The organism is Burkholderia sp. MSMB1588 (genome assembly GCF_001546925.1).
GTDB lineage: Bacteria > Pseudomonadota > Gammaproteobacteria > Burkholderiales > Burkholderiaceae > Burkholderia > Burkholderia humptydooensis.
The window spans coordinates 194732-210455 of the sequence record NZ_CM003770.1 but is presented as its reverse complement, the minus strand read 5'-3'; the positions used below and the strand labels follow the sequence as shown (position 1 = coordinate 210455).

The window sequence follows — 15724 nt, the reverse complement described above, 5'->3', positions numbered from 1 at the left end:
TTTCAGCGGTTTGTTTTCCTGGCAGAGGCGAGAAAGAAGGCGAGAATCGCGATGGCAAAGACTACCGGCGGAAAAAAAGCGGCGGGCAAGGCGACGGAATCGACCGTGAAGGTCGCGCCGGGCCGATCCGCAGTTTCCGCAAAGACGTCTTCGGCCCGCGCGGCGCACCCTGCGAGGAAGAGAGCCGCGGCCGGCACCGCCAAGGCTGCGCCGGCGCCGACGGCCAGCACATCACGGGTCGTCGTGAGGTCCAAGGCGAAGACGGCGAAGCCGGCTTTGACGCGGGCGAGTGCGAAAAGCGCAAGGGGAGCGGCTGCCGCGCCGGACGAAACGGCAGCTACTCGAGCATCCACGGTTCAACCGGCTGTAGTCCAGCAGCCGCGAGTCGATTTAGCCGGTACGGCGAACTCCATGACGAAAAAGCTGAACGAAGTATCCGTCGATGACGACGCAAACCAGAGCGACGACCAGCCTACCGCTGCGTCGGGCAAAGGCGAAAAGGCCAAGGCGCGCGATCGCCGCGCCAAGGAAAAGGCGCTGCTGAAGGAAGCGTTCGCGACGAGCACGCCCGGCACGGCCGAGGAACTCGAAGAGCGCCGTACGAAGCTGCGCGCGCTGATCAAGCTCGGCAAGGAGCGCGGCTTCCTCACGTACGCCGAAATCAACGACCATCTGCCGGACAACTTCACGGAAACGGAAGCGCTCGAAGGCATCATCGGCACGTTCAACGACATGGGCGTCGCGGTGTACGAGCAGGCGCCCGACGCCGAGACGCTGCTGTTGAACGACAACGCGCCCGCCGCGTCGTCCGACGATGAAGTCGAAGAGGAAGCGGAAGTCGCGTTGTCGACCGTCGATTCCGAATTCGGCCGCACGACCGATCCGGTCCGGATGTACATGCGCGAGATGGGCACGGTCGAGCTGCTCACGCGCGAAGGCGAAATCGAGATCGCGAAGCGGATCGAGGACGGCCTGCGTCACATGGTGATGGCGATTTCCGCGTGCCCGACGACGATCGCCGACATCCTCGCGATGGCCGAGCGCGTCGCGAACGAGGAGAGCCGTGTCGACGAACTCGTCGACGGCCTGATCGATCCGAACGCCGCCGATTCCGACGGCTTCTCGGAGAAGGACGCCGAGGAAATCGAGAACGAGGACGAGGAAGCCGAAGAGGGCGACGAAGAGGAAGAGGACGAGGACGACGGCGCCGCGCAGGCGACCGCCAACGCGGCCCAGCTCGAAGCGCTGAAGCGCGCGTCGCTCGAGAAGTTCGCGCTCATCAGCGAATGGTTCGACAAGATGCGCCGCGCGTTCGAGAAGGAAGGCTACAAGTCGAAGTCGTACCTGAAGGCGCAGGAAACGATCCAGAACGAGCTGATGTCGATCCGCTTCACTGCGCGCACCGTCGAGCGCCTGTGCGACACGCTGCGCGCGCAAGTCGACGAAGTGCGTCAGGTCGAGCGTCAGATCCTGCACATCGTCGTCGACAAGTGCGGGATGCCGCGCTCGGAATTCATCGCGCGCTTCCCGGGCAGCGAGACCGATCTCGACTGGGCCGAGAAGGTTGCGGCGGAAGGCCATTCGTACAGCGCGATCCTGTCGCGCAACATTCCGGCGATCCGCGAGCAGCAGCAGCGTCTGCTCGATCTGCAGGCGCGCGTCGTGCTGCCGCTGAAGGACCTGAAGGAAACCAACCGCCAGATGGCGGCAGGCGAACTGAAGGCGCGCCAGGCGAAGCGCGAGATGACCGAGGCGAACCTGCGTCTCGTGATCTCCATCGCGAAGAAGTACACGAACCGCGGCCTGCAGTTCCTGGACCTGATCCAGGAAGGCAACATCGGTTTGATGAAGGCGGTGGACAAGTTCGAATACCGTCGCGGCTACAAGTTCTCGACGTACGCCACGTGGTGGATCCGCCAGGCCATCACGCGCTCGATCGCGGACCAGGCGCGCACGATCCGGATTCCGGTTCACATGATCGAGACGATCAACAAGATGAACCGCATCTCGCGGCAGATCCTGCAGGAAACCGGCCTCGAGCCGGATCCGGCGACGCTCGCCGAGAAGATGGAGATGCCGGAGGACAAGATCCGCAAGATCATGAAGATCGCGAAGGAGCCGATCTCGATGGAAACGCCGATCGGCGACGACGACGATTCCCATCTCGGCGACTTCATCGAGGACTCCAACACGGTCGCGCCGGCGGATGCCGCGCTGCATGCGAGCATGCGCGACGTCGTGAAGGACGTGCTCGATTCGCTGACGCCGCGCGAGGCGAAGGTGCTGCGGATGCGTTTCGGTATCGAGATGAGCACCGATCACACGCTCGAGGAAGTCGGCAAGCAGTTCGACGTCACGCGCGAGCGGATCCGTCAGATCGAGGCGAAGGCGCTGCGCAAGCTGCGTCACCCGAGCCGTTCGGACAAACTGAAGTCATTCCTCGAGGGGAACTGATCGTCCGATTCCGATTGATCGCCGCCGGGGCGCAAAAATCCGGCGGCGATTTCCTTACTTAGTTGTTACAATGCCGACCCGGCCAGCATCACCGGGTCTTTTTTTGCGCCGCATTCGTTTTTAGGGCCTGTAGCTCAGGGGTTAGAGCAGTCGACTCATAATCGATTGGTCGCGGGTTCGAACCCCGCCGGGCCCACCACTCTTTTCTATTGAAAATCAACGATTTACTGTGCCGTTAAGCATAAAGTGGCCACCTGGACAGGTTATGCTTTATTTTCCGATGGGACGCATTTTGGTTTATCGGGAATTGGTGATAACTTTAAAAATTTGGTCGCGGCGGGCAGTCGCGATTGGACGCAAAAAAGCCGACCCGTGGGTCTAATGCCGTTCAGTTAAGGTTTTTTCTGAGGAACCGGACGGCATAACGAGCGGGACGGGACTTGACGGCCCGAACGCATTTGCGATCGGGCCGTTTTACATTGATGAGCAGCTTGAGGTGTTCGCGAAGTCGCTTGAGGACGGCGGGCAGCTTGGCGAAGGCCGGCGTGCGTGCGGCCCACATCATCTCGTGCTGGATGAGATGGAACGAGCGAACGAAGCTCAGTTCGGTCGGTTCGCACTTGGCCTCGAAGGCGGCGCAGGCCATTTCTCGACGAATCAGGTTGTAGGCGATCAATGCGCCCCAGATCTCCTGATAGATGCCGTCGACGGTTCGGCTGCGTAGCGTCAGTTCGCTACCGAGCATGGACTGTTTCAGTTCGCGGTAGCTGGTTTCGATCTGCCAGCGCCGCTCGTAGCAAGCAGCCAGATCGGCCAACTTGAAGCGGCGCCGATCGGTCAGGGACGTCAGCAGTATTCGCTCCCGCCCCTGCGCATCTTGAATGCGCACTGCGCGCGCCGTCCACCACTCCGGCAGATCCGGGCATTTCTGCCGGGCCTGAGGCGAGACGCGCATGCGCACCAGTGCATCGTCCGGTTTGCCCGACAGCACCTCCCAACGCGTGTTGGACTTTGCCGGAATCAGGAAGTGGCGATTGCGTTCGCCCGAGCTCAGGCCGCACAGAATCTCGGCAGCCAGGAAGCCTTTGTCGAAGACCGTGAGCGAATGGTCGGGAATCTGCGCCAGCAGATTCTTGGCGTAGATCATCTCGTTGGTGTCATAGCGACCAAACGCAATGTTCGCCACGAGATGCGTCGGAATCGAGGTCAGCGTGAGCGCACGCACCTGCGGGTAGCTCGCCACCTTGCCACTCGCATAGCTTTGAGCTCCGAAATGTTCCCGATTCGCAGCACTGTCCGGCGTGCGCAGCGTGGTGCCATCCATGGCCCATAGACTGAGGCCTTTGAAGCCGTGACGAACAGCATCCTGCTTGCACCATGCCTGCGCGGTTTGCTCGAACAGCCAAGCTATCGGCGCCTGGCCCAGGCGCTGTCGGGCTTGGGTAATGGCGCTCTTGCTCACGAAGGTGGCCTCGTTGGGCAGCACCAACTCCAGACTGTCCACCACTTCGCTGACCGACCAATGACGATAGATCGCCAGCGCAATCACCAGCCAAACCACCTGTTCGGCCGGCAAACGACGGCGACGAAGGCTCGCCGTGCCAGTCGCCTCGACGGCCTGCTCGATCCATGCATACGGCAGATGCTCCGCCAACCGACTCAGGTCGGCGGGGCCGGCATCGAGCATGAAGGTCAGGTGGTCGGTCAGCATCGCGCTGAAAGTTAACACCTCCGCGCAGCGTTTACAACCACTCCCTCCCCAAAATAAAATTGCCGTTCAGTCGCTTAACTGAACGGCATTACGCCGCGAGGCGGGTTTTTTGTTGCTGAGGTACCTGCTGCGGTCGTCTAGTTCACGCCGAGGGCCTCTTCTATCTCCTGAAGCACGTCGATGACGCCGCGAACGCTGCCCAGGACTTCCTTGGGAACGCGAGCGCTGGGCTCTCGCAGATTGATGGCCTTGCCGTCGGCGAGGATACCGGAGTAGACACGCAAATCAAGATCGCTCCTGCATCCTTGCATATGGGTTACAGTCTGGGAGGTTGCAGTCGTCGGGCGGAAGGAGCGCGCGGGACTTTGCTGGCAGAGCGGGACGGATCAGACGGAGCGGATCCTAGTGCAATATTTTAGGTCGGACGGCAAGGCCGGCTAGGCCGCATTCCGATGCGGCAGGCCCTGTACGTTTTGCCAATATGCGTAGAGGGGCGCGTGTCAAAAGAGAACGCCGAACGAATTCACAAGATCGTGCAGCGCATCCGAAAGCGTGGCCTGGTCACGATTGAAGAGCTTATGGTTGACCTCGAGGTGTCGAGGGCGACGCTGAAAAGGGACTTTGACGTTTTGCGGGATCGGCTCGGGTGCCCCCTCCTCTGGGATAAACGCAAACGCGGATATGTAATCGAGGATGCCCAGCTACCGGGTGGTGGTCCGTTCGAACTTCCTGGCCTCTGGTTCAGTTCATCCGAGGTTCACGCGCTGCTCACGATGCTGCACCTCCTGCAGGGCGTGCAGCCCGGCTTGCTTGAAGAACACATTGGGCCGCTCAAGGCACGTCTTCGCGAGATGCTCGGGCAAGGCGCGTACTCGGCCAAATCAATCGACCGGCGTGTCAAGCTCATCCATTTCGCCAACCGAAAGGTGGATGCCCGGAATTTTCAGCTGCTGGCTGGCGCCGTTCTTGACCGCAAGCGCCTTTGCATCCGGTACTGGAATCGGGAAAAGCATGAAGCGACCGAGCGCGAGATCTCACCGATCCAGCTCGTGCAATACCGGGAAAACTGGTTACTGGACGCGTGGTGTCACACGCGCGATGCAATCAGGTCATTCTCGCTGGAGTCGATAGAGTCTGCGCATGCCGTCGACAAGGTAGCAATCGAGGTCGACGAGTCGACAATGGCGGAACACTTCAAGGGCGGGTACGGGATCTTCGCCGGGAAGGCGTTGCACAAGGCAACGCTGAAATTTTCCGCTCAACGGGCACAGTGGGTCTCACAGGAGGTGTGGCACGAAAACCAGGCCAGCAAATGGCTGGAAGACGGCAGCTACCTGCTGGAGGTACCGTATTCGAACGACCAGGAACTCTTGATGGACCTGCTTCGCCACGGCGAACAGGTTGAGGTGCTCGGGCCGCCTGAGCTCCGGAGCAGGATATTCGCGGTTTTGTGCGCCGCAGCGGAAAAATACCGGACCGACGCGAGTTAGTGGCTCATTCCGTGAGCTACTACCCTGGATACCATGTTTTCCATGCTGGGAGGGGCCCGGCTGGGAGATATTAATGCGGATCAATTTCGCGCATCTGCGTGAGCGCGCGCAGAACGGAGGATGGATTAATTTTGCTGTTTTTGATGCCCGATCGAATTCAGGTTCAGATTCGGACAATGCAATCCTCCTGTCACAGTTGACGGCACAGGCTCGTGCTAATTCATTAAAAATCGACCAATCGGCACTGGCCTATTCTTCCGGCAGGCGCGTCATATTCTATGGAAGTCCTTCCCTGGTCGAATTTCTCTCGAAAAGTGGTGTTCCGCGCTGGACGCATCACATGGATGTTTAACCGAATTGGAGAGTTGAGCGATGGCGAAAAATCCACCGATTGGCGATAACGCGCGCCGTGGGGCGGTTCGTGACCGGTCGCAAGTTTACAACCCTGTCACGGAGAACTGGACGAAGCGCGACCGAGAAACGGGACGGTTCATGGACCAGAAGAAGGACGGTGAACCGTTCAAAGGCGTACGCAAGGAGCCGCGCAAGTAGGCAGCTTGACGTGCTAAGGCGGGTGCCACGCGGTGCCCGCTTGCGTGCCCGGCCGGCATGTGGGACGAGTTGACGATCAACCGGCGGCGTGCTGCCGCGCTCGTGGGAAGCGTTTCCGGCCGGACGCGACCTGCGGGCGTAAGATTGGCTAGTGGCCAAAGAAACGGGGCGTCTGGGGGGCGGTGTGTGATGTTCCGCATATCAAGGGTTTCAGGTAAATGAGCCGACAGCAAAAGCGCAGTGAGACAGACATTCTCAACCGGGGATTTCGGGAGCCATTCCTCCTGGCGGGCGACCGCCCGTTCATCAAGCATTTGAACTGGTTCACCGGTTTCGGGAAGACGTACACCGCTGCGTTTTTCTCACTCGAACTGTTCCTCAAGTATCAGGTCGTACCGGTCTTCATCGCACCGATGCAATCCCTTGTGAAGGGGTTCGTCGACGATGTTCGAAAGCAAAGTGCATCGAAGCAGGATAACGACGAGGTAAGTCGTCTCTTAGAGACGGTTTCATAAAGACTGCTGGGCTCGCCGCAGGGTATTCCAGCAGATCAGGCAGCAGCCGAGTTTGAGGAACGCTTCGTGAATGTCGGCGCGACGTTCAAAGCGAATACGTAGACGGCGGAAATGATGCAGCCAAGCATGAGTACGTTCGACGACCCAACGGACTTTTCCAAGGCCACTACCGTGCGGCTGACCGCGCCGCGCGATGCTGGTGGGGATGTTGCGCTCGTGAAGGATGCGTCGGTATTTGTCGTGGTCGTAACCACGGTCGGCGTAGACGCGGGCAGGACGGCTCAGAGGCCGTCCACGCACGCCGCCGATCGGCACAATGGCCTCGATCAGCGGAACCAGTTGGGTGACGTCGTTACGATTGGCGCCGGTCAGGATTGCCGCGATCGGCGTTCCGTTGGCGTCGGTGGCGATGTGGTGCTTCGACCCGGGTCGAGCTCGATCGGTGGGGTTCGGGCCAGTTTTTCGCCCGCCCCAACCGCACGAATCGACGATGAGTCGACGACCACACGGGAGAAGTCGATCTTCTCGGCTGCTCGCAGTTTCGCCAGCAGCACCGCGTGCAGTCGATCCCACACACCGGCTTGCTGCCAATCGCGCAGCCTGCGCCAACAACTTACGCCTGAGCCGCATCCCATTTCGGACGGTAAGTCGCGCCAACGAATGCCCGTCTTCAGCACAAAAAGGATGCCCGTCAAAGCCGCACGGTCCGCTACCGGCTTGCGACCGGGGTACTTGAAGCGGCGCGGCTTTGGCGGAGGTAGCAGTGCTTCGATCAGTGCCCACAGTTCGTCATCAATGATTGGCTTACCCATCTCCTTGGCCCGTCTGTCACGACGGCCAAGGTTAACAGGATGCTGAAAAAGTTAACAGCCCCTTGGACTCTTTTTGAAACCGTCTCTTAGTCGCGGCCGCCTATTTGGGCACATTTCTTGCTTCTATCGATATCAGTATCGTGAACGTAGCGCTGCCGACCCTTCAACTGGCAATGCGGGCCGATCTAGCCGGCCTGCAATGGGTTGTCAACGTGTATGCCATAGCCCTATCGGCCGTGATGCTGTCGGCCGGGCCGTTGGGGGACCGCTATGGGCATAAGCGAGTGTGGCTTGGCAGTGTTCTTTTGTTTGTCCTTGGATCAATTACCTGCGCGGCGGCAGGCCGCCTCGATATGCTCCTGTGGGGGCGCGCGATTCAAGGCATCGCCGGTGCATTGCTGATTCCCGGCGCCATGCCTATCCTTACTCATGCGTTCCCGGATCCGCGCCAACGCGCTCGCGCGATCGGCGGATGGTCCGCCTTCAATGCGCTTGCGCTGATTTCCGGGCCGTTGCTTGGTGGGCTCTTGGTCGAGCATGTTGGCTGGAAGAGCGTTTTCCTCGTGAATGTCCCTCTGGGCATCGCCGCAGCATTGCTCGGCGCATGGGGCATCCCGGAACGCAAGCATCCCGATCACGCGGCGTTTGATCCGGTGGGGCAGGTGCTCAGCATGGTGTGGTTGGGGATGCTCAGCTACGGCCTGATCGGGATCGGTGAGCACGGCACCTCTCCGGATAAGGTGATGAAGCCTTTGAGCATCGCCCTGGTGGGGTTCGTCGCATTCGTCTGGATCGAAACGCGTGTGCCGCGGCCGCTGTTTCCCGTGCAGTTGTTCCGCAACCGCTCGTTGGCACTGGCGAATCTGGCGTCGTTTGCGCTTGGCTTCTCGGCCTACAGCAGTCTCTTCTTTCTGTCTCTCTACCTTCAGCAAGCGAAAGGAAGTGCGCCCGCGCTGGCTGGCTGGCAACTCGTGCCGCAGTTCGCTGTGATGGCAGCGGCATCGCTCTTGTTCGGTCGCCTCGCAGCGCGTTTTTCGCTGAAATTGCTGATGGTTGCGGGCTACGCGTTGGTCGGCTTGGCGCTATGCATCATGGTTTCCTTCACGCCATGGACGTCCGATGCCGTGATCAAGCTGGTCTTTGCGGTCCTGGGGCTGGGGATGGGGCTGTCCGTGCCCGCAACCGGCATGATGGTCATGGGGTATGCGCCTTCGGAGCGCTCGGGCATTGCGTCGGCTACGATGAACGCTTTGCGCCAAACCGGAATGACCTTGGGGATCGCCATGCTGGGCAGCGCAATGAGCGTTTGCGCTGTCCGCCAACTGACGGTTTCGGTCGCGGCGGCGGGCGCGAGCGATCCTGCAAGAATGGCGAGGAGTGCAGTGCTGGACCATATGTTGCCGACGCAGCAAGCATGGGTCTCCGATCTGTATCGGTCTGCCATGGCCGGCGGTTTCGCACTCGCCATGGCATGCGCCGGTGTGGTCTGCCTGTTGATAGCATGCCTATTGCTCTTCTTTCATACCGAGCGATCCGCTCTCCAGGTGGCGCCGACGAACAAGTAGTGCGTCGATAGAGGCTCCAGTTATGGTTGCGATACCTCGGCTGCTTCGCCGCAGTAGCCGAGGAGCGACAGCTTATGCGTGCAACAGAACGTTGGCATATCGAATAATCGACACTGTCTGGAACCACCAAGGGGCTGAAGGGCGAGTCTGGCGCGTTGTTGCTTGATCGTGGTTGACGCGGCGCACGCCTGACTGAACCGGGCACGCTTTCCATGCATGAGCGTTCAGGAACTGTCGGCCGGATTTTCACGGCCGGCTGCCTGGCGCGACCGGCGGCGCGGCTTGGGCGGCTGCCCGTCGTCGGCAACGCCGACCATGCGCAGGCAGACCGCGATGACATCACGGGCGAATTTGGAGCAATCCGTCTCCTGAGCTGCGATCGCGTCGTCCGTGACGCCGTGCACGCCCGTGTAGATCAGGAGGGCGGTGACGCGTGATTGCGCAAGTTGCCATACGCCTGCCCGCGCGCCGCCGTCAAGAATGTCCTGTAACTGGTCGAGGATGGCGTTCTTTTCGCGATTGCTGCGGTTGTGATGATGATGGTCGGTGTACACGATGTCGTGCGTGCGATATGTCTCGACGTAGACCTCGATGCTCGTGCGGATCCAGGTGCAAAGTCGACCTAACCAATCGTCCTCGGCGCACGCGTCGACGGCTTGTTTCAGGCTGTCCAGGAATTGCGCCGTGTAGCGTTGGCCCATGGCAGTCAGCAATTCGTGCTTGGATGCGAAGTAATGATAGAAGGTGCCCTTGGCAACCTGAGCCAGTTCGACGATATCGTTGATCGTGGTGGCCTCGACGCCTTGCTCCAGGAACAACTTTTCCGCCGCGGCCATCAATTCGTCTAAACGTACTTCGGCTGGCTTGGTGCGGGGAGATTTCGGCGTTCCCTGCTCGCGCTGGCTGGTCTTGTATCTCATCATGCAGATTGGAAGCTCGTATGCAAAAGTCAGAAGTCTAGGCCATGAAACGGTTGTAACCAACCTGTCGTTGATGACCCTTCGCAGGTCGAATTGTGCATGAAAATCAGTTCCGGTGAGGTTCCGTGCATCAACGCTGCGTTGTACGCCCAGGTCGGGAGGCGGGGGAACGCTGCCGCTTCAGACGCGCTGTGGGCCGTTCCGGCAACGTGCGCAGGAGCAGGCTGGCGATCACGACGGCCGCGAGGTTGAACAGCATGCTGTAGACGAATGCACTCTGAAGCTGAGGAAGCGCGTCCAGGTCCAACAGTTTCCTGAGCGCAATTTGCATGATCGTGCTGGCGGCAGTCACGCCGAACGCGGCTCCCAACTGCTGCAAAGTGGAGAGAACCCCCGGCCGCCTGCCCGCGCACTCGCCGTGTACGGTCGCTATCCTGATGCTCAGGAGCGGCGTCATCACCATACCTTGAGTGGGCCCCAGTGCAAACAGCGCGGGCAGCAAGAGCCACGGGAACCGGAGAATCGGGATATGCATCACCACGATCATCAAGAGAACGACGCTCGCGGCATACAAGATTGCGCCCAGAAAAATGAACCAGGGGCCGTGGCGATTGACCAGTCTCGGCATCAACAGGGGAGAAAGCGAAAATCCGATACTGGTGGAAACATAAATCATGCCGGCCTGAAACGGATTCATTTTCAGGTCAAATTGGAGAAGCATGGAGAAGCTCAGCGTAAATGAGCCTGCGTTTACATAGATTCACATAACCAGCAGCGATTCTTTCGCGAATGGCATGTTTCAAAGGAGTTTCATGTCCACGAGTGGGACGTGTCCGTTGCCGCGTACCGGTTTTCATGGAATGCAGAAAAATATAGGGTGAAGAGGTCTGTCAATATCAGCACGTTGCTTCAAAATTCCAACTCCACGCGGAAATCATCAGCAACGGGAGCAATGCGATGGAGATCCCGATGCTCGACAGCGCAATGCCGATCCAGTCCAGGGATTGTTTCCGCATCGGCCGTGCGTCTTTCAATTGGCGAGAAAAATACAGCGCTACCATGCCGATGGGGACGTTGATGAAGAAAATGGTGCGCCGTTGCAGGTCGAGAAAATTGGCTCTGTTGAAATTTGAGTGGGTTACGCCAGCATGCTGGTTGATCGAAGCGAAGTCGAGCTTGCCGGCGATCAGGAACAGCACGGTACGCATGGCGGTGAGGTTGGCGTAGCCGCGCGCGCGTCGCTTGGCGGCCTGAAACAGGCCGTTGAGCGCCTCCAGGAAGCCGTTGGTCTGACGCGTCTGGGTCCAGGCGACGATGCCGTCGAAGTGCTTGCGGATCATGCGCGCAACCTCCTTCATGGGTTCGACCTTGGAGCGCATCACGTTGGTACACCACTGCTCGAGCATCTCGGAGACGACGTTGATCTGCTTGCGATCGAGGAAATTTTGGGAGACTTCTACGCGGTTGCGGGAACCTGCCGGTGCTCTATACGCCCTCTTGTCAGCATTTCCAACCGGTAGCGTTGGCGTATGCCACCGCGTTTTTTACAAACCGCAAGGAAAGAAAGCGATGGAAAGCAAAGAAATAGGTATTTCAAAATCAGCGCCGTCTTTGAACTTGGTTGTCGTCACTCTTCTTTGCGCGTGCTCGGTTCTGCCTCTGAGTATATTTTTACCGTCGTTGCCTAATATTTGCAGCGATCTACACGTTGACTATGCGGTCATGAGCCTCTCGCTAGCCGGATACGCGGGACTCTCCGCGATTCTTGAGCTCTTCATGGGCCCGCTGTCGGATCGCTTCGGTCGTCGGCCGATTATTTTATTGAGTCTTGCTTTGTTCACGATTGGGTCACTAGGGTGTGCCCTCGCGACCAACGCATGGTCATTTCTTGCGTCCCGGTTTGTTCAGGCTGCAGTAACGTCTAGTTACCCAGTTTCGATAGCGGCAGTCCGAGACGTCTTTGGAAAGGAGGCGGCGGCAGGAAAGATCGGCTACGCGGCGACGGCCGCGGCGCTAGCACCTATGTTAGGGCCAGCATTGGGTGGTTTTCTCGATGAAATCTTCGGCTGGCGCGCCAACTTCTGGGTGCTTGCCGGTGTGGGGGCGCTGTTGTTCGTGTTCTGCTGGATCGACCTTGACGAGACCAAGACCAATATTTCCAGGTCGATAAAAGCGCAGCTCGAAGCGTATCCGATTCTTCTCCGCTCGAACCGTTTCTGGGGTTATACGGTTTGCCTCGCTTGTTCCACCGGTGCATTCTATGCATTCCTCACCGGTGTACCCATGACTGCAAAAATATCGTTCAACTTATCGCCTGCGGCACTAGGCGCATACATGGGAGCCATTACACTGGGGTTTATGTCAGGGAGTTTTTTGTCCGGACGCTATTCGAAACGATGGTCGCTTGCGAGAACCATGGTTTGGGGACGTATTCTGGCGTGCTTCGGTCCATTGATCAGTCTTACTATCGCCATGCTCGGCACTTCGGAAGTATTCTGGGTGCTCGCACCCTGCATGCTCGTCGGAATCGGCAATGGCCTTTCGAGTCCATGTGCGAATGTTGGCGCCGTCTCGGTGCATCCAACACTAGCGGGAAGCGCAGCTGGTCTCGCAGGTTGCATCACGATAGGGGGGGATTCCTGTTTTCTTCCGGAACTGGAGTTATCTTGACTGCGAAAAATGCCGGATATTCACCATTTGGCATGATGTTGTTTGCGTGCGCGCTTGCACTTGCGGCATCTGTCTATGTCTTCCATTTGGAAGAGCGACGCTCGCAAGTTTAACTTCGTTAGTTGATTGGCGACGAGCGGGTAACGTCACGTGGGATCTGAGGTCCGCTAACCGCTCAGAACACCAATCTTCGTTCCCATATTGATGACGAGTCGTGGTCACACCATCGCGTCCATGAAACCAGTCCCGCCGTCTCGGGAAGCCTGCGGCCCTGATCCGGCTGGTGGCCAGCTTTTGCCGAGGGTACATGCCAATCAACTGTCGGCGTCGAGGGAGGAGTTCTCATGCTGGTCAACGAACTGTCTCAGGGCGCCATCGACCAGATCATGCATGGGCATGAGCGAGGCCGATCTCGCTAAGGCGGTGTTGTCGGGGCACCTCAAGTTGCCGAAGCGCTGACGGCCTCCGGACTGAAGGCGTGCGACACCGCGCTCGGCGCCGCGCGCGGGCGGCCGCCGGCGCCGGCGGATCCGCGCCATCGAGCGCCGCGTTGAACAACGCCTCGACCGACTGGAACTGACGCACCGCGTTCGCCTTGGTGTAGAGCGTCTTCGTGCCCAGGCTCGCGTGGCCGAGCAGCTCTCGCATGTCGAGGATGTCGGCGCCGGCGTCCAGGCCCGTAGTTCGCGAACATGTGGCCCAGCCAGTGCGTGCTCGCGTAGTGCAGATCCGCGGCCGCGTTCGGGTACGCGATCGCCAGTTGGTCGGCGGCCCGCGCGAAGACGCCTTCTTGAGCGCGGCGAGCTGCTCGTTGAGCGTCGCCCGGTCCAGCGTTCCAGGGAGCAGTTGCTTGATCAGTTCCGGGCACAGGTTCAAGCCCTCCATTCAACCTTCGCCCGCCCCACGCGGGGCGGTTTCTTGGCCTATCTGTTCGGGTGCGCTCACGGCTGCTGGGCGAATTGACGGGGTGCGATGTGTCCTTTTTCTCCCACCGCAACGCCGATCGACCACAGCACATCGACCACGATCTTGTCGAATACCGCCACGGCGACGTCGAGCGCGTGCTGAGCCGAAGCTGCGTCGCAGGTCTGTCCGCTGTGAACGATGGCGTTTCGCAACTCCTGGACGCGGCAGCTCTCATCGATGAGCGCAACCGACTCGCCCTCTCGACGCAGAGCGGTGATGTCCAACGCGGCCAGCTCTTGGAAGAGCCGCGACAGCAGCTTACGGTAGCGTTCGAAACCGGTCTGACCCAGTACGTGCTTGACAATAACACCGGCGAGCGCGTCGTTATGGACGAGACCATAGACGATCGGCTGCAATAGCGTCGCTTTCATGAACAATTCGATGGTCGTCGCGCAAAACACGACCGCGGCAGCGTGATGTCCGTTCCCCTTCAAGCGCTTTGCTTCCTGTAACGCATCGACCGCGGGTCGCATCACCATCGGGTGGGCGAGGTAGTAGGACTTCAGACGCTCTGCCGTGAACTCCCCGATCGCTTGGGCGCGATGCGCCGGATACAATTCCTCGCCGATGCGCTCGTACATTTCATCGATTGCGGCGTCGTTCTGGTCGTAACTCATGGATCGTCGTCGCCTAGTTCGAGCGGCCGTAGTTCAGCCCGTACTCGTATTCGTCGCGCGATAGTTGGCTGACAATCAGCGCTTTCTCCGCCGCCATCAATGCAACTCTCCGGAAACCGTCATGGACGGCCACGCGAGCGTAGTCGAGCTCGCGGCGCTCCCACGGCCCGATCGCTCCCTCTCGCTCATCTTCCAGCGCCTGCTCGCACTCAGCGATGGCGTCCAGAACAGCTTGCTCATGCCCGTGGTAGTCGTCCGCTATCCGCTCCAGGGTGTCGACGAGAAGCGCCATCTGCTTTTCATACATGATCGAGATCCTTCTCATTGTCCTTGCACCGGCACTGGCCGACTCCCTGATGTCGACCGGCCGGGCATCATTCTTTCATTATGCTGACCAGCGCTTTCTTCTTGAGACACTCTGATTGGATGATCGGCCGCTTTTCGGCTGCCGCGGTCACGTAGGGACACTAATGCGGCGACCTTCCTTTTCCTCTTTCGTCAGTTGGCCGCAGTTGTACAGATCCGGGCAGGTCCGTGAGAATTTGGCGCCGATTGGGAGCTTGGGCATACGATTTGTTCCGCCTACTGTCTGCCGATCGATATCATCGCAGCATCCGGGAGCCCGGCCGGGCCGGCGAGATCGGGTGCGGTTGCAACACGGCCGTGTTTTACGCACCAGAGCATGAATGCATGCATGCGTTCTCGGTCGGTTGCGCCGCCCAACAGCGGGCGCAGTTGGCCCCATGGAACCTCCTTGCTTACCCCATGCTGCTCGGTAGCAGTGAGAATGTCCTGGAGTAATGGGTTCATGTCCGGCCTCCTTCGCTGTCCACGAGCAATCTTAAGAAAAACAGGCACGCTCCGCTAGCCGCGATGAACGTCGCGTCGACGCTCTTTAGTTGCAGGGGCCGCACTGATCCGGCGATCTGCGAGGACGGTGTTCATCAAAATTTGCGTGCTGTTTGAACGCCTTCAGTCGGTACTTTTCAACGACTGGAGCCGCCTGACGCGCCCAAACATGAGACTGAAACGTATGGTCCTGTGGATCGACCTGCTCGCTGCAGGGGCCGGCCTCGCTTACCAAGCGGCACGGTTGATCTGGTTTATATGGCATCTGCCACATTGATGGACGGTCCGCCCCGAAAACGGGCGGACCGATTTTTCAATTCGCAGCGAGGTCCAATCGCCCAACGCGTTCAGTGGTCTCAAAGCAGGCCCGACACGCCTCGGCGGACTCCTCGTCAACCTCGACCGGCAATGCGCTCAGACCGTGATCGCGCAACCACTCGAAACGGTGGCATCCGTCTGTGAAAACGGCAATGCCGTGGACTAGCGATATGGTGGGAATGAAAATCCGACGCGTGCCGATCGCGTGCCGATCGCGTGCCGCAAAAGTTCGCCGACTGCTTGATATTTGCCGTCCCGGTCGGATCCGCGACCCTCTGCGCCGAC

Annotated in this window: 16 protein-coding genes, 1 tRNA gene and 1 pseudogene; 8 read left to right on the top strand and 10 right to left on the bottom strand. The window is 59.5% G+C overall.

Annotated features, from left to right (window positions below; all coding sequences use genetic code 11):
• Window positions 1–2: 2 nt before the first annotated feature.
• Entirely contained in the window at window positions 3–353 is a 351-nt protein-coding gene (locus WS92_RS00745) for a hypothetical protein (protein ID WP_009917297.1), read from the bottom strand.
• 58 nt (window positions 354–411) lie between these two features.
• On the opposite strand from WS92_RS00745, the gene rpoD reads away from it, so the two are divergent.
• Together rpoD and WS92_RS00735 are read left to right on the top strand one after the other, a co-directional pair.
• Window positions 412–2454 carry an RNA polymerase sigma factor RpoD gene (gene rpoD / locus WS92_RS00740; protein ID WP_006027809.1) on the top strand — a complete coding sequence of 681 codons (2043 nt, stop codon included), beginning with the start codon at window positions 412–414 and terminating at the stop codon, window positions 2452–2454.
• Window positions 2455–2577: 123 nt separating this feature from the next.
• Window positions 2578–2653, top strand: a tRNA-Ile gene (locus WS92_RS00735).
• Between the two features lie 189 nt (window positions 2654–2842).
• On the opposite strand, the gene WS92_RS00730 is transcribed toward WS92_RS00735, so the two are convergent.
• Window positions 2843–4165, bottom strand: a complete 1323-nt coding sequence (locus tag WS92_RS00730; protein ID WP_059928839.1) for an IS4 family transposase — start codon at window positions 4163–4165, stop codon at window positions 2843–2845.
• 137 nt (window positions 4166–4302) lie between these two features.
• Window positions 4303–4449: a hypothetical protein gene (locus tag WS92_RS35475; RefSeq protein WP_156442971.1), complete on the bottom strand. Its 147-nt coding sequence runs from the start codon at window positions 4447–4449 to the stop codon at window positions 4303–4305.
• Between the two features lie 213 nt (window positions 4450–4662).
• Between WS92_RS35475 and WS92_RS00725 the strand changes: the two genes are divergently transcribed.
• The 4 genes from WS92_RS00725 (at window position 4663) to WS92_RS00715 (ending at window position 6722) form a co-directional block, all read left to right on the top strand.
• Complete coding sequence (locus tag WS92_RS00725) at window positions 4663–5655, top strand: helix-turn-helix transcriptional regulator (RefSeq protein WP_231755869.1); 993 nt, start codon at window positions 4663–4665, stop codon at window positions 5653–5655.
• A 73-nt stretch (window positions 5656–5728) separates the two neighbouring features.
• Window positions 5729–6007, top strand: coding sequence for a hypothetical protein (locus WS92_RS30535; protein WP_171845175.1), 279 nt, complete (start codon window positions 5729–5731; stop codon window positions 6005–6007).
• 20 nt (window positions 6008–6027) lie between these two features.
• Window positions 6028–6207 (top strand): hypothetical protein, encoded by a 180-nt coding sequence (locus WS92_RS00720; RefSeq protein WP_004552967.1) that lies wholly within the window; start codon window positions 6028–6030, stop codon window positions 6205–6207.
• Between the two features lie 218 nt (window positions 6208–6425).
• A complete protein-coding gene (locus tag WS92_RS00715; RefSeq protein WP_059928833.1) occupies window positions 6426–6722 on the top strand; it encodes a DEAD/DEAH box helicase family protein in 297 nt (98 codons plus the stop codon).
• On the opposite strand, the gene WS92_RS30530 is transcribed toward WS92_RS00715, so the two are convergent.
• Window positions 6717–7534, bottom strand: a protein-coding gene (locus WS92_RS30530; protein WP_085954781.1) for an IS5 family transposase whose coding sequence is annotated in 2 segments (ribosomal slippage) — window positions 6717–7186 and window positions 7186–7534 — 819 coding nt in all. Because the reading frame shifts where the segments join, the coding sequence is not laid out codon by codon here. The two genes, WS92_RS00715 and WS92_RS30530, sit on opposite strands and share 6 nt — an antisense overlap.
• 140 nt (window positions 7535–7674) lie before the next feature.
• Between WS92_RS30530 and WS92_RS00710 the strand changes: the two genes are divergently transcribed.
• Complete coding sequence (locus WS92_RS00710) at window positions 7675–9099, top strand: MFS transporter (RefSeq protein ID WP_231755958.1); 1425 nt, start codon at window positions 7675–7677, stop codon at window positions 9097–9099.
• A gap of 224 nt (window positions 9100–9323) precedes the next feature.
• On the opposite strand, the gene WS92_RS00705 is transcribed toward WS92_RS00710, so the two are convergent.
• The 3 genes and pseudogenes from WS92_RS00705 to WS92_RS30525 form a co-directional block, all read right to left on the bottom strand.
• Window positions 9324–10019 carry a TetR/AcrR family transcriptional regulator gene (locus WS92_RS00705; protein ID WP_015603725.1) on the bottom strand — a complete coding sequence of 232 codons (696 nt, stop codon included), beginning with the start codon at window positions 10017–10019 and terminating at the stop codon, window positions 9324–9326.
• Window positions 10020–10149: 130 nt separating this feature from the next.
• A complete protein-coding gene (locus WS92_RS00700; protein WP_059932903.1) occupies window positions 10150–10740 on the bottom strand; it encodes an MFS transporter in 591 nt (196 codons plus the stop codon).
• A 424-nt stretch (window positions 10741–11164) separates the two neighbouring features.
• A pseudogene (locus WS92_RS30525) lies at window positions 11165–11458 on the bottom strand (transposase); the annotation flags it as partial.
• A 130-nt stretch (window positions 11459–11588) separates the two neighbouring features.
• Between WS92_RS30525 and WS92_RS30520 the strand changes: the two are divergent.
• Window positions 11589–12689: a multidrug effflux MFS transporter gene (locus WS92_RS30520; RefSeq protein ID WP_231755957.1), complete on the top strand. Its 1101-nt coding sequence runs from the start codon at window positions 11589–11591 to the stop codon at window positions 12687–12689.
• 384 nt (window positions 12690–13073) lie between these two features.
• On the opposite strand, the gene WS92_RS36205 is transcribed toward WS92_RS30520, so the two are convergent.
• From WS92_RS36205 to WS92_RS00680, 3 genes are read right to left on the bottom strand one after another with little or no spacing between them, the layout of a single operon-like run.
• Window positions 13074–13574 carry a hypothetical protein gene (locus WS92_RS36205; RefSeq protein ID WP_231755959.1) on the bottom strand — a complete coding sequence of 167 codons (501 nt, stop codon included), beginning with the start codon at window positions 13572–13574 and terminating at the stop codon, window positions 13074–13076.
• A gap of 56 nt (window positions 13575–13630) precedes the next feature.
• Window positions 13631–14272 carry a hypothetical protein gene (locus WS92_RS00685; RefSeq protein ID WP_059932899.1) on the bottom strand — a complete coding sequence of 214 codons (642 nt, stop codon included), beginning with the start codon at window positions 14270–14272 and terminating at the stop codon, window positions 13631–13633.
• Window positions 14273–14285: 13 nt separating this feature from the next.
• Window positions 14286–14579, bottom strand: coding sequence for a hypothetical protein (locus tag WS92_RS00680; RefSeq protein WP_059932897.1), 294 nt, complete (start codon window positions 14577–14579; stop codon window positions 14286–14288).
• Window positions 14580–15724 lie beyond the last annotated feature (1145 nt).

Bases quoted from the DNA above. Each gene is read 5' to 3' on its own strand.
- WS92_RS00685 (WP_059932899.1), bottom strand. From the start codon at position 14,272: ATGAGTTACGACCAGAACGACGCCGCAATCGATGAAATGTACGAGCGC.
- rpoD (WP_006027809.1), top strand. From the start codon at position 412: ATGACGAAAAAGCTGAACGAAGTATCCGTCGATGACGACGCAAACCAG.
- WS92_RS30535 (WP_171845175.1), top strand. From the start codon at position 5,729: ATGCGGATCAATTTCGCGCATCTGCGTGAGCGCGCGCAGAACGGAGGA.
- WS92_RS00730 (WP_059928839.1), bottom strand. From the start codon at position 4,165: ATGCTGACCGACCACCTGACCTTCATGCTCGATGCCGGCCCCGCCGAC.
- WS92_RS00715 (WP_059928833.1), top strand. From the start codon at position 6,426: ATGAGCCGACAGCAAAAGCGCAGTGAGACAGACATTCTCAACCGGGGA.
- WS92_RS30520 (WP_231755957.1), top strand. From the start codon at position 11,589: ATGGAAAGCAAAGAAATAGGTATTTCAAAATCAGCGCCGTCTTTGAAC.
- WS92_RS36205 (WP_231755959.1), bottom strand. From the start codon at position 13,574: ATGGAGGGCTTGAACCTGTGCCCGGAACTGATCAAGCAACTGCTCCCT.
- WS92_RS00720 (WP_004552967.1), top strand. From the start codon at position 6,028: ATGGCGAAAAATCCACCGATTGGCGATAACGCGCGCCGTGGGGCGGTT.
- WS92_RS00705 (WP_015603725.1), bottom strand. From the start codon at position 10,019: ATGAGATACAAGACCAGCCAGCGCGAGCAGGGAACGCCGAAATCTCCC.
- WS92_RS00700 (WP_059932903.1), bottom strand. From the start codon at position 10,740: ATGCTTCTCCAATTTGACCTGAAAATGAATCCGTTTCAGGCCGGCATG.
- WS92_RS00680 (WP_059932897.1), bottom strand. From the start codon at position 14,579: ATGTATGAAAAGCAGATGGCGCTTCTCGTCGACACCCTGGAGCGGATA.